Here is a 13,557-nt window from a genome sequence, read left to right on the forward strand (position 1 = left end):
AACGATCCTCTAAGCGGCTTATTCGGCCGTCGAAGGCTTCTCCCACAGATTGATCCCGCCCTCCTGGGCAAACCGATCAATCTCCGCCAGCTCTTCAGCACTGAAATTCAGATTCTTCAGCGCGCCGACGTTCTCGATGATCTGCTCCGGCCGGCTCGCGCCGATCAGTGCCGAGGTCACTCGTGGATCACGCAGTGTCCACGCCAGGGCCAGTTGCGCCAGACTCTGGCCGCGACGCTGGGCGATCTCGTTCAACGCTCGCACGTGAGCGATGTTGGCCTCGGACAAGTGCGAAGCCTGCAACGAGCCGCCGCCGGGACGATTGACTCGCGCATCGGCCGGCACGCCGTTGAGGTATTTGTCGGTGAGCAAACCCTGCGCCAGCGGCGTGAAGGCGATGACGCCCGTGCCGAGTTCATCGGTGGTATCGAGCAGATCCTTTTCCACCCAGCGATTGAGCAGGTTGTACGCCGGTTGATGAATCAGCAGCGGCACTTTCCACTCTTTCAGCAGCGCGGCCATCTCGCGGGTTTTCACGCCTGAGTAAGACGAGATACCGATGTACAGCGCCTTGCCCTGCTGCACGGCGGTGGCGAGGGCGCTGGCGGTTTCCTCCAGCGGAGTGTCCGGGTCGAAGCGGTGCGAATAAAAGATGTCCACGTAGTCGAGACCAAGACGTTGCAGGCTCTGGTCGAGGCTGGCCAGCACGTATTTGCGCGAGCCGCCGCCCTGACCGTACGGGCCGGGCCACATGTCCCAGCCAGCCTTGCTGGAAATGATCAGTTCGTCGCGATACTGCTTGAAGTCTTCGCGCAGCAGGCGACCGAAATTGATCTCGGCACTGCCATACGGCGGGCCGTAGTTGTTGGCCAGATCGAAATGGTTGATGCCCAGATCGAACGCGGTACGCAGCAAGGCACGCTGGGTCTCGATCGGCGTGCTGTCGCCAAAGTTGTGCCACAGGCCCAGCGACAATGCCGGCAGCACCAGACCGCTGCGACCGACGCGGCGGTAAGGGATGGAGTCATAGCGGTTTTCGGCAGCGGTGTATGTCATCGAATCCTCTCTTGTCTGTCTTTTAGTCATCAGAAACCGGACACCTTTGTGGCGAGGGGATTTATCCCCGATGGGTGGCAAAGCCGCCCCAAAACCTGAAACCTAGGTGAATCAGGTGTACCGAGTGCGCTGGTTTTACGACTGCTTCGCAGCCGAACGGGGATGAATCCCCTCACCACAAAGGCCCCATCAATCATGCGAAGCGGTTTACAGGTCGGGCGAGCCCCAGGTTCTGCCGCAACGTGCGCCCTTCATACTCGGTTCTGAACAAGCCACGCCGTTGCAGTTCCGGCACTACGCCGTTGGCGAAATCTTCGAGCCCACCCGGCAGGTGCGGCACCAGCACATTGAAGCCGTCCGCCGCGCCTTGCTCGAACCACTCCTGCAGGCAATCGGCAATCTGTGCCGGCGTGCCGACCAGGCTGTGATGCCCCCGCCCGCCAGCGATCCTGCGACCAAGCTCGGCGAGGGTCAGGTTCTCCCGCCCGGCCAGCTCGGTCAGCAATTTCTGTCGGCTCTGCTGACCGCTGTCAGTCAGCGGCAATGGCGGCAGCGGCCCGTCCAGCGGGTACTTCGATAAATCGAAGTTGCCCAGCATACGCCCAAGCAGCGCGACGCCCACCTCGGGTTCGACCAATTGCTGAAACGTTTCACACTTTTCCTGCGCTTCAGCCTCGGTAGCAGCGACCACCACGAACACACCGGGCATGATTTTCAGCGAATCGGTGCTGCGCCCGAACTTGGCCAAGCGTCCCTTGATATCAGCGTAAAACGACTGTGCGGCGGCCAGCGATGTCTGCGCGGTGAACACCAATTCCGCCGTTTGCGCCGCCAGTTCGCGCCCGGCTTCGGAAGAACCGGCCTGGACGATCACCGGTTGCCCCTGCGGCGAGCGCGCGACGTTCAGCGGGCCTTTGACACGGAAATGTTCACCGACATGATCGAGCACATGCAGCTTGTGCGGGTGGTAATAGGCGCCGCTGGCCTTGTCGCGGTGGAAGGCATCGTCTTCCCAACTGTCCCAGAGCCCGGTGACCACCTGATGAAATTCACGGGCGCGGCTGTAGCGTTCGGCATGGCCGATGTGTGCGTCGCGGCCGAAATTAAGCGCCTCGGCGGCGTTGTCCGAAGTCACCAGATTCCACCCGGCCCGTCCGCCCGATAAGTGATCGAGCGAGGCGAACTTGCGCGCCACGTGGTACGGCTCGTTGTAACTGGTGGTGGCCGTGGCGATCAGGCCGATGTGCTCGGTCACCGCGCTCAGTGCCGAGAGCAAGGTCAGCGGCTCGAAGTGATCGGAGCGCGCCATGCGGCTGGCGATATCTTCGGTCGGTGCGGCGACGCTGTCGGCGACAAACAGCGCATCGAACTTTGCCGCTTCGGCGATCTGCGCCAGACGTTTGTAGTGGGCGAAATCCAGCCCCGCATCCGCAGGCACATCGGGGTGCCGCCACGCCGCCACGTGATGCCCGGTGGCCATGAGAAATGCACCGAGTTTCATCTGTCTGCTCATCTCAGAAATCCTTGCGCAATTGCACGCCGAAGTAGCGCTCGTCATCGCGAGGCACGGCGCGATAGATGTAGCTACCGCCACTGGCCAGCAACGGCGAATAGGACTTGTCGGCGAGATTCTTGCCGAGCAGCGCGACGCGCCAGCCATTGCTGTAATCGGCCAGGGCGACGCTGGCGTTCCACAGCCCGAAAGCGCCCTGTTTGGTATCTGGGTTCTGGCTGATGTCGTACTGCACTTCGCTTTGCCAGCTGTAGTCGGTGCCCAGTTCGATATCGAGACCGTTGTCCAGCGGAATTGTGTAGTCAGCGCGCACGTAGCTTTTCCAGGCCGGGCTGAATGGCAACGGTTTGCCGTTGACGTTGCACGACGCCGCCGCGCCGGCCGGGCAAGCGAATTCGTCGATGCGTGCGCGGGTGTAGGCCAGTGCGCCGGAGAACTTCAATTGCTGGGTGGCCTGCAGGGCGTAATCCAGTTCGACGCCTTCGCTGGTGACGCTGCCGGCGTTGATCAAACGCGTCACCACTTGCCCGGCGACGGTGTCGAAAAAGTTCGCCTGATAGTTGTCGTACTCGCTGTGGAAGATCGCCAGGTTGGTGGTCAGGCGGTTGTTCCAGGAGGTGGCTTTGATCCCCGCTTCCCAGGTGTTGGAGGTCTCCGGTTTCAGCGCTTCGGTGTCGCGCGGCTGCATATTGAAAAACACGTTGTACGCCGGGCCTTTGTAACCGCGCGAATAGGTCAGGTACGTGGTGACGGTATCGCTCAGGTCGTACTGCAAACCGAGGCGACCGGACCAGCCATCTTCGTCCACCGAACCTGAGCTGCTGGCCGCCGGTTGAATGCCGCTGACGGTGGTTGCTGATGTTGAAACGCGACGGTGATCGTATTCCAGATCATCGTGGGTGTAGCGCAGGCCGGCGATGCCGCGAAAGTGCGAAGTGAAGTTCAGCGTGCTCTCACCAAACACCGCGTAGCTGTCGCTGGTGGTGCTGTAATCGGCAACGCCACGGTCGGTGCGTGTGGTGGTCGTGAGGGTGCGCTGATAGGTCTCGTCGTCCTTGCCGTGCATGTAGAACAGGCCGCCGACGTACTCGAGAAACTCGCCCTTCGGTGAGGCCAGCCGCAGCTCTTGCGAATACTGGTCGAAGGCCAGATCGCCCTTGTCGGCGGTGCCGGGGAACGCCGCCGTCACGGTGCCGAGGCGATCACCATCTTGATACTGGGTGTTGTCCCAGCCGCGCCACGCGGTGATCGACGTCAGCGTGAAATCACCCAGTTGCCAGTCGAGCTGGCCGGACAGGCCTTTGTTGATGTCCTCGATGTGAGAGCGGGTGTCGGTGTTGATGTCGCGATTGTGGCTGGTCGCATTCACCGGACTCAGCGCGTTGCCGAAGGCCGGCGTCAACGCTTGGCTGACGACGCCATTGGGCGCGTCGTCGTGGGACTGCATGTAGTCAGCGATCAGGGTGAAGGTGATGTCGTCATTCGGAGTGAATTCGAGTTTGCCGCGCACGCCGCGATGGTTGTAACCGTTGACCTCGTGGCCGTTGTGCTGGTTGTCGACATTGCCGTCGTAACTGCCGAACAGCGTGCTGATCGAGCCCTTCAGCGTGTCCGGAATCAGACTGCCGCCAAGGCCGAAACGGCTGCGGCTTTCGTTGCCGCTATAGAACGCCTGATCGATATAGCCGTGGGTCTCGACGGTCGGTGCTTTGCTGGTGATGTTGAGTACACCGGCCGAGGCGTTCTTGCCGAACAGCGTGCCTTGCGGGCCGCGCAGCACTTCGACGCGCTCCAGATCGAGCAGATCCAGCGTGGCCTGGCCGGGACGCGCATACACCACGCCGTCGATGACCGTGGCGACGGTCGGCTCGACGCCGGGCGAGGTGGAAATGGTGCCGACGCCGCGCACGAATAACGAGGTGTCCTTGTTCGAGGCGCCGGTGCGGAAATTCAGCGACGGCACTTGCTGAACGATGCTCGCCACGCCGTTGCGGTTGTCGCGTTCGAGCTGTTCGCCGTCGAGCACGGAAACCGCCACCGGTACTTTTTGCAGTGACTCTTCGCGGCGAGTCGCGGTCACCGTGACGGATTTCAGCGTCGGTTCCTGATCGCTGCTGTCAGCGGCAAACGCCGTGGGCAGCGGCAGCGCCGCCAGCCCGGTAAAAATCCAGCCCGCCGCGCGAATCGACTGCGTCAGTGTGTGTAATGCCCCAAGAAAATTACGCATAGATGTTCGCTCGAAAATGGCCCTGAACCGCTGCCGTTCTGTGACGACAGCGCCTGAATCTGTCGTGGGCATTCGCTCGAGCGAGTAGCAGACAACACGCATTGTTAGCGCTAACATCGCGAATATTGGCGATCTGGCTATAGAGCGTCCAATACTGAAAAATTACTTTTATATGCGATTTGGTTTTTAGAAAGGATCGAGTCTTGAACGTTGAAAAGCCGCGTAAACGCCGGGGCGCCGGACGTGTGACGCTGAACGCCGTGGCGCGTGCAGCCGGGGTGTCGGCGATTACCGTGTCGCGGTATTTCAATCAGCCCGAGCAGGTTTCGCCTGAGCGGCGCGAGCGCATTGCGGCGGTGGTCGCCGAGCTCGGTTATGTGCCTAATCTGGTCGCGGGTGGTCTGGCCTCGGCGCGGGGGAAAATCGTCGGCATGGTCATTCCGAACATCTCCGGGCCGATCTTCGCCAACACGATCCAGGGCTTCAGCGATACCCTCAGTCGTCACGGTTATCAACTGTTGCTGGCGTCGAGTTATTTCGATATCGAGCAGGAAGAAAATGCCGTGCGCGCCTTTCTCGGCTGGTCGCCGGCAGCCCTGGTGCTGACCAGCCACTTCCATAGCGAAGGCACCGAGAAGATGCTCGCCGAGGCCGATATTCCGGTCATCGAAACCTGGGATTACCAGCCGGAGCGCGAGCCCATGCAGATTGGCTTTTCGCACTTCGAAGTGGGCGTGACGGCAGCAAGGCATTTGCTCAAGAAAGGCTACCAACGCATTGCTTTCGTACAGAACAGTGCGCCGGGCGACTTCAGTGCACTGGAGCGCCGCGATGGTTATGCCGCCACTGTGCGTGAAGCAGGACGTGAGCCATGGATTTTCGCCCCGGACGCCGACCGCGCGCCGTTCGAAGCCGGCAAGCAAGCGATGGACGCCCTGATGAACGCCTCACCACGCCCCGACGCGATCATCTTCGCCAACGACAACCTCGCCGCCGGAGGTCTCCTCGCCGGACAGCGCGCGGGTATCAAAATCCCCGCAGACTGCGCCGTGCTCGGCTTCGGCGATTACCCGTTTGCCGAGATGTTATTGCCCAGTCTGAGCACGATCAAACCACCGGCACTGGAGATCGGTGTACTCGCCGCGACACGCGTGCTGGAAAGCCTTGGCGTGTTGCCGAGCGACAAAGTGCAGCGGCTGAATCTGCTGCGATGCCAAGTGATCGAGCGCGAAAGCATCTGATGAATATGGCGGGGGCTGGATTGGCTATGCTCTAGGTCATACCGAGGTGGCCCCTTCGCGGGCAAGCCCGCTCCCACAGGTTTCAGTGTTGGATACAAAATCTGTGAACGGCGCAAAACCCTGTGGGAGCGGGCTTGCCCCGGTGGCGGCGGTGGTGCTGTTCATAGTGCTGAGCGCCGAGGCGTAAAAAACTCTCGGCGCTCAGCCGTTGGATCAACGCACCAGATGCAGGAACTGCATGTGCCGTTCGTACTGGTCGAGGATGTCGTTGATGATCTGTTCTTTGGTGTAGCCGACCAGATCGTAGTCCTGACTGCCCTCGCTCAAGTGCACTTCGGCGCGGTAGTAGCGGCGATTGTTGAGTTGCTTGGAACCCATGCCGCCGCGCGCGAACGATGGCGTGAAGTAGCCGCGCATCTGCACCTGATAGATGAACGGATGCTGCTCGCCATGACCGATTTCCAGGCTGACGTTGTCATGCGCCGGATCCGGCTGAGTGACGACGTGCAGACCTTTTTCGACGAACACGGCGGTCACTTCCTCGATTGCCGGGCGCACTGTGCTTTCCATGAAGCGGTACACCTCGTCGCGGGACGGGAAGTGCACGGCCTGACTCAGGCGCTGCCGCCAGCCGCCGGTGCCACGCCGCGAACCGGAGACCGGCGCCAGCGAATGCAGCTGCGCGATCTGCTTCTGCGACTCCAGATAGAACGCCTTGTGCAGGCCCCACATCATCAGCAGCAGAATCAACGAGAACGGCAACGAGGTCAGCACCACCGCCGACTTCAGCGCATCGATGCTGCCGGAGAACAGCAGCGCACTGGTGATCAGCGCGGTCATCGCGCCCCAGAACACCCGCAGCCATTTCGGCCCGTCTTCATCCGGGTTGCCGCCCTTCGCCGACAGGGTCGAGAGCACCACGGTGCCAGAGTCCGCAGACGTCACGAAGAACACGAAGCTGATGAACACCGTCACGGCGATGACGGTCTTGCTCCATGGGTAGGTTTCCAGCAGCAGATAAATGCTCATCGACGGATTGTCGATGGCCGACATGCCCAGCGCACTCATGCCGTGATTGAGCACCTGGTCCAAGGCGCTGTTGCCGAAGATCGACATCCACGCCAGGGTGAAACCGAGCGGGATCAACAGCACGCCGAAGACGAATTCACGGATGGTGCGGCCACGGGAGATCCGCGCGATGAACAGGCCCACGAACGGCGACCATGCAATCCACCAGGCCCAGTAGAACACTGTCCAGCCACCCAGCCAGTCGCTCGGTTTGTCGTAGGCGTAGAGGTCGAAACTCTTCATCGGCAGGGCGCCGAGGTAGTCGCCGACGTTCTGGATCAGCGTGTTGAGCAGGTGCTGTGTCGGCCCGGCAAACAACACGAACAGCAGCAGCCCGCAGGCCAGCAGCATGTTGATGTCGGACATCACCCGCACGCCTTTATCGACACCGGAGACCGCAACGATGATCGCCGCGCCCATCATCAGCGTGATCAGGCCGACCTGAATCCACTGGGTGTGGGCGATGCCGAACAGATAATCCAGGCCCGAGTTGAGGTGCAACACGCCGAAGCCCATGTCGGCACCAAGACCGAACACCGTGGCGATGATGCCGAAGCCGTCCACCGCATAGCCGATCGGGCCGTTGATGCGTTTGCCGATCAGCGGATACAGCGCCGAACGCAGGGCCAGCGGCAGATTGTGCCGATAAGCGAAATAGGCCAGTGCCATGCCGACGAAGGCGAACACGCCCCAACCATGCAGGCCCCAGTGCAGAAACAGAATCTGCATGGCCTGGCGCGCCGCGTCCGCCGTGCCGGCCTCGCCTTGCGGCGGCTGCAGCATGTGGGTCAGCGGTTCGGAAACGCAGAAGAAAAACAGCGTGATGCTGATCCCGGCGGCGAACAGCATGCCGGCCCAGGACAGGTAACTGAATTCGGGCTCGTCGTGGTCGGCACCGAGTTTTATCTTGCCGTAGCCGGATAAGGCGGTGACCACCACGAAGACCAGATACAGGGTCATCGCGAGCATGTAGTACCAGCCGACCGTGTTGGCCGCCCAGTTTTGCGCTTCCAGCAACCAGGCGCCGGCCTGCTCAGGGATGGCGATGACGACAAGACCAAACAGCAGAATGACCGTCGCGGCGAAGTAGAACACCGGCGGATTCATGCGTACCAGACCGCTGGCGGGGGTAGACGATGCACTCATGAAACGTGCACCTCGAAGGGTTGAAACGTGGCTGAAATGATCGGACTCAGCAAAGGCAAGCCTCCTGTTGTGAGCGGGCAGCGAACCACCGGTTTAACTTGAATGAACGTTCAAGTTAAACATGAATGGGGTGGTAAGGACTAATCGCAGGGCTGGGCGGTAGGTTTCCTACAGCGCCCAAAGAGGGGTATGACGCGGGTTTGGAGAGATTCGTTCACTGATGAATTGGCTTAAGGCCACTACCTTGATCCGGCCTGGAAATCTCGCGAGCAGGCTCGCTCCCACATCTGAAACGCATTCCAATGTGGGAGCGAGCCTGCTCGCGAAGAGGCCCGATACAACAACACAGATTCAAGACTTACTTCTGCGTCCCGTCATCATGCTGCAGATTCGCCTGCGTCAGATTCGCCCCCGCCGGCACGCTACGTGTCAGCCAGACGTTGCCGCCAATGGTCGAGCCCTTGCCGATGGTGATCCGTCCGAGAATCGTCGCCCCGGCGTAAATCACCACGTCATCCTCAACGATGGGGTGACGCGGATGGCCCTTCTGCAATTGGCCGTCCTCATCCGCCGGGAAGCGCTTGGCCCCCAGGGTCACCGCCTGATAAATCCGCACTCGCTCACCAATGATCGCGGTTTCGCCAATCACTACACCGGTGCCGTGATCGATAAAGAAGCTGCGGCCGATCTGCGCGCCCGGGTGGATATCGATGCCGGTCGCCGAGTGCGCGATTTCCGCGCTGATCCGCGCCAGCAGCGGCAGCCCTGCACGGTATAAATGGTGCGCCAGGCGATGGTGAATCACCGCAAGAATGCCCGGATAGCACAGCAGCACTTCATCAACGCTGCGTGCCGCCGGGTCGCCGTGATAGGCCGCGAGCACATCGGTGTCGAGCAGCGTGCGCAGGCCCGGCAAGGCCAAGGCGAAATCCTGCACGATCTGAATGGCGCGGGTTTCGACTTCACTGTCGTCCTGCGCGCTGTGGCGGGCAACGTAACGCAACTCCAGGCGCGTCTGCGCCAGCAAGGCATTCAGCGCTACATCAAGCGTGTGGCCGACGTAGAAATCTTCACTTTCTTCACGCAGATCGACCGGCCCCAGACGCATCGGGAACAGCGCGCCACACAGCGCCTCGAGGATTTCCGCCATCGCCGCTCGCGATGGCAATTCGCGGCCGCCCTGCTCCCCTGAAGCCCGGCCATTCAGTGCGCGCCACTGATCCCGCGCGCTGCGCAGCTGGCTGACGATGGTCTGCAATTGCCAATGGCTGGAACGCTCGCTCACGGTAAAGACTCCTCACGGGCGGCCGGACTGTCTGGCCGCGTCATCGGCGCCTACTTTACGGCATGCCTTTGCCGACGAATTAAGAACCGATAGTGCTGGCCTCAGTCCATTTGGCTATAAGCGATTGGCGGTTGCCCGGGCAAAAACGCGTGCCTATAGTCCTTTCATTCTTCTGCGCCAGTACGGACCCATGATCAAACAACAGCTGCAACGCTTCCCCCGTCTCGAACTGCTGAGCCACCCCACGCCGCTGGAAAAACTCGAACGCCTGTCCACCTGGCTCGGTCGCGAGGTGTACATCAAACGCGATGACCTGACGCCGCTGGCGATGGGCGGCAACAAGCTGCGTAAACTCGAATATCTCGCCGCTGACGCGCTCGCGCAAGGTGCTGACACGCTGATCACGGCCGGTGCGCTGCAATCGAACCACGTGCGCCAGACCGCCGCACTGGCGGCGAAACTCGGCCTCGGTTGTGTGGCGCTGCTGGAAAATCCGCTGGGCACCGATGACGGAAATTACACCGGCAACGGCAACCGCTTGCTGCTCGATCTGTTCGACACCAAGGTCGAACTGGTCGACAACCTCGATAATGCCGACGAACAACTGGCCGCACTGGCCGTGCGCCTGCGCAGCAACGGCAAGAAGCCGTATCTGGTGCCGATCGGCGGCTCCAACGCCCTTGGTGCTCTGGGTTATGTGCGCGCTGGGCTGGAGCTGGCTGAGCAGATCAAGGACAGCGGCCTCGATTTCGCCGCTGTGTTGCTGGCGTCGGGCAGTGCCGGGACCCACAGTGGTCTGGGGCTGGCGCTGAGTCAGGCGCTGCCGCAACTGCCGGTGATCGGCGTGACCGTTTCGCGCAGTGAAGAAGATCAGCGCCCGAAGGTGCAGGGTTTGGCCGAACGCACGGCAGAGCTGCTGGGCGTCGAGTTGCCGGCCAGCTTCAAGGTCGAGCTGTGGGACGAATATTTCGCCCCGCGTTATGGCGAGCCGAATGCCGGAACGCTGGCGGCGGTGAAACTGTTGGCCGCACAGGAAGGTCTGTTGCTTGACCCGGTCTACACCGGCAAGGCCATGGCCGGTCTGCTCGACGGGATCGGCCGGCAGCGCTTCGATGACGGCCCGATCATCTTCCTGCACACCGGCGGCGCGCCGGCGTTGTTTGCCTACAAGGATTTTCTGACAAGATGATCACTGCAGATTGCAGATACCTGTGGCGAGGGGATTTATCCCCGTTGGGTCGTGGAGCGGCCCCTTGCCTTCGCAAGTGAGTACACGTCGCAGGACTTTGCAACTGTTGTGCAGTCGAACGGGGATAAATCCCCTCGCCACAACTGAACGGACGCATATTCCAAAAAACCCTAAAAGAAACACAATCTAGTATTTTCAAGTCTAAAACAGACATCTTATAGTCTCGCCGCAGGCGAATTTCGGGCGAGACGCTTAAGCTGCTTTAAGGCAGGATAGCGCTGTCGTTCAAATCACCAATTTGCCTACATTCCTTAAGCGTCTTCCATAAGAAAACACAGGGGCTTGTCATGAATTTTTCCGCACTACGTCGCACTCTGCTGGTCGGTTCGCTGGGTCTTGCGCTCAGCGCTGGCCTGATCGGTCAGGCAGTGGCCGGTGAGCAGTTGCAACAGATCAAGGACAAAGGCGTGCTCAACGTCGGCCTGGAAGGCACTTACCCACCGTTCAGCTACGTCGACGAGAACGGCAAGCTGTCCGGTTTCGAAGTCGAGCTGTCCGAAGCGCTGGCGCAAAAGCTCGGCGTCAAGGCCAAGATCCAGCCGACCAAATGGGACGGCATCCTCGCCGCGCTGGAATCCAAGCGTCTGGATCTGGTGGTCAACCAAGTGACCATCTCCGACGAGCGCAAGAAGAAGTATGACTTCTCCGAACCCTACACCGTGTCCGGCATCCAGGCCCTCGTGCTGAAAAGCAAAGAGTCGGCGCTGAACATCAAGACTGCCGCTGACCTGTCCGGCAAGAAAGTCGGTGTCGGCTTGGGCACCAACTACGAGCAGTGGGTTCGCGCCAACGTGCCGGGTGCTGACGTGCGCACCTACGACGATGATCCGACCAAGTTCGCCGACCTCAACAACGGTCGTACCGATGCCATCCTGATCGACCGTCTGGCTGCCCTCGAATACGCCAAGAAAGCCCCGAAAACCGTCGCAGCCGGTGAGGCCTTCTCGCGTCAGGAATCCGGTATCGCCCTGCGCAAAGGCGAGCCGGAACTGCTGGCTGCGGTGAACAAGGCTCTGGATGAACTGCGTGCCGACGGCACCCTTGAGAAACTGTCGAAGAAGTACTTCAACGCAGACGTCACTAAATAATGGAAGAGGCTTTCCAACTCGCGCTGGATTCCGCGCCCTTTCTGTTGAAGGGCGCGTACTACACGGTAGTCCTCAGCCTCGGCGGGATGTTCTTCGGTCTGCTGCTGGGCTTCGGCCTCGCGCTGATGCGTCTGTCACGCTTCAAATCGGTCAGTTGGCTGGCCCGCATCTACGTGTCGTTCTTTCGCGGCACGCCGTTGCTGGTGCAGCTGTTCGTGATCTATTACGGCTTGCCGCAATTGGGCATGGAGCTTGATCCGCTGCCAGCAGCGCTGATCGGTTTCTCGCTGAACATGGCCGCCTACGCCTGTGAAATCCTGCGTGCCGCGATCGGTTCGATCGAACGCGGTCAGTGGGAAGCTGCTGCGAGTATCGGCATGACCCGCGCGCAGACCCTGCGCCGGGCCATCCTGCCGCAAGCGATGCGCACGGCCTTGCCGCCGCTGGGCAACAGCTTCATTTCGCTGGTCAAGGACACGGCGCTGGCCGCGACCATTCAGGTGCCGGAGCTGTTCCGTCAGGCGCAGCTGATTACCGCCCGGACTTTCGAAGTCTTCACCATGTATCTTGCCGCCGCACTGATCTACTGGATTCTGGCCACGGTGCTTTCGCACTTGCAGAACAAGTTGGAAGAGCGGGTCAATCGGCACGACCAGGAGTCCTGACGCGATGATTGTCGTGGAAAAACTGACCAAGCAATTCAAGGGTCAGGTCGTGCTCAACGGCATCGACCTTGAGGTAAAGGAAGGCGAAGTCGTCGCGATCATCGGCCCCAGCGGCTCGGGGAAAACGACGTTCCTGCGTTGCCTGAATTTCCTCGAAGAACCCACCAGCGGCCGGATCAAGGTCGGCGATATCGAAATCGATACCAGCCGCCCGCTGAACCAGCAGCAAAGTCTGGTGCGCAACCTGCGCCAGCACGTCGGCTTCGTGTTCCAGAACTTCAACCTGTTTCCCCATCGCACCGCCCTGGAAAACGTCATCGAAGGCCCGATCGTGGTCAAGAAGATGCCGCGCGACCAGGCAGTTGCTCTGGGTAAAAAGCTGTTGACCAAAGTGGGGCTTGCCGGCAAAGAGGACGCCTACCCGCGCCGTCTCTCCGGTGGCCAGCAACAGCGCGTGGCGATTGCCCGGGCGCTGGCGATGGAGCCGGAAGTGATTCTGTTCGACGAACCGACTTCAGCGCTCGACCCGGAACTGGTCGGTGAAGTGCTGGCGACCATTCGCGGTCTTGCCGAAGAAAATCGCACGATGGTGATTGTCACCCACGAAATGGGTTTTGCCCGTGACGTGGCCAATCGCGTGGTGTTTTTCGACAAGGGCGTAATTGTTGAACAGGGTGAAGCCAAGGCACTGTTTGCCAACCCGAAAGAAGAACGCACCAAACAGTTTCTCAGCAAGTTTCTGAATCACGCCTGAGAACTTTCTCTGCCACAGCCCTCAACTTCCACGGACGGAAGTTATCCCTGCCCCGGTATTTCATTCTTCTGAACATTTATTACTTGTGCGCGCAGATATACATTGCGCAACGATGACGCACATTCTCGATTCGTCATATTTCCATACGTTTGCCGGTGAACGAACCCGCACAAAACGTCGCGAAACCGCTGTTTATCTGTAGCTGATTTCGCGCTTACACCTAGGCTTAGTGCCTCGGTGACGTAGGAGCTTTCTGATTAACTTG

10 protein-coding genes are annotated in these 13,557 nt (G+C 60.5%); 5 read left to right on the plus strand and 5 right to left on the minus strand.

Annotation, left to right across the window (positions count from 1 at the left end; genetic code table 11):
* Positions 1–18: 18 nt before the first annotated feature.
* The 3 genes from mgrA to ACYSTU_RS10020 form a co-directional block, all read right to left on the minus strand.
* Positions 19–1,056: an L-glyceraldehyde 3-phosphate reductase gene (mgrA, locus tag ACYSTU_RS10010; protein WP_016772192.1), complete on the minus strand. Its 1,038-nt coding sequence runs from the start codon at positions 1,054–1,056 to the stop codon at positions 19–21.
* 193 nt (positions 1,057–1,249) lie between these two features.
* Positions 1,250–2,569, minus strand: a complete 1,320-nt coding sequence (locus ACYSTU_RS10015; RefSeq protein ID WP_498997894.1) for an LLM class flavin-dependent oxidoreductase — start codon at positions 2,567–2,569, stop codon at positions 1,250–1,252.
* 1 nt (position 2,570) lies between these two features.
* Entirely contained in the window at positions 2,571–4,796 is a 2,226-nt protein-coding gene (locus ACYSTU_RS10020; protein WP_110602213.1) for a TonB-dependent receptor, read from the minus strand.
* A gap of 203 nt (positions 4,797–4,999) precedes the next feature.
* Between ACYSTU_RS10020 and ACYSTU_RS10025 the strand changes: the two genes are divergently transcribed.
* Positions 5,000–6,037, plus strand: coding sequence for a LacI family DNA-binding transcriptional regulator (locus tag ACYSTU_RS10025; protein ID WP_016772195.1), 1,038 nt, complete (start codon positions 5,000–5,002; stop codon positions 6,035–6,037).
* A 213-nt stretch (positions 6,038–6,250) separates the two neighbouring features.
* On the opposite strand, the gene betT is transcribed toward ACYSTU_RS10025, so the two are convergent.
* Together betT and epsC are read right to left on the minus strand one after the other, a co-directional pair.
* On the minus strand, positions 6,251–8,212 hold the full coding sequence (gene betT, locus ACYSTU_RS10030) for a choline transporter BetT (RefSeq protein WP_160768576.1): 1,962 nt from the start codon (positions 8,210–8,212) through the stop codon (positions 6,251–6,253).
* Between the two features lie 397 nt (positions 8,213–8,609).
* The gene (gene epsC / locus ACYSTU_RS10035; RefSeq protein WP_016772197.1) at positions 8,610–9,536 is read right to left on the minus strand and encodes a serine O-acetyltransferase EpsC; all 927 of its coding nucleotides are present in this window, start codon (positions 9,534–9,536) and stop codon (positions 8,610–8,612) included.
* A 190-nt stretch (positions 9,537–9,726) separates the two neighbouring features.
* Here epsC and ACYSTU_RS10040 point away from each other — a divergent pair, with 190 nt between their 5' ends.
* The 4 genes from ACYSTU_RS10040 to tcyN all read left to right on the plus strand — a co-directional run bounded on the left by ACYSTU_RS10040 (position 9,727) and on the right by tcyN (position 13,292).
* Positions 9,727–10,725: a D-cysteine desulfhydrase gene (locus tag ACYSTU_RS10040; protein ID WP_016772198.1), complete on the plus strand. Its 999-nt coding sequence runs from the start codon at positions 9,727–9,729 to the stop codon at positions 10,723–10,725.
* A 347-nt stretch (positions 10,726–11,072) separates the two neighbouring features.
* Positions 11,073–11,873, plus strand: coding sequence for a cystine ABC transporter substrate-binding protein (gene tcyJ, locus ACYSTU_RS10045; RefSeq protein WP_016772199.1), 801 nt, complete (start codon positions 11,073–11,075; stop codon positions 11,871–11,873).
* Positions 11,873–12,538 carry a cystine ABC transporter permease gene (gene tcyL, locus ACYSTU_RS10050; RefSeq protein ID WP_016772200.1) on the plus strand — a complete coding sequence of 222 codons (666 nt, stop codon included), beginning with the start codon at positions 11,873–11,875 and terminating at the stop codon, positions 12,536–12,538. Before tcyJ ends, tcyL begins: the two co-directional genes overlap by 1 nt.
* 4 nt (positions 12,539–12,542) lie before the next feature.
* The gene (tcyN, locus tag ACYSTU_RS10055; RefSeq protein WP_076565047.1) at positions 12,543–13,292 is read left to right on the plus strand and encodes an L-cystine ABC transporter ATP-binding protein TcyN; all 750 of its coding nucleotides are present in this window, start codon (positions 12,543–12,545) and stop codon (positions 13,290–13,292) included.
* Positions 13,293–13,557: the final 265 nt, after the last annotated feature.

This window comes from Pseudomonas glycinis (assembly GCF_054871425.1).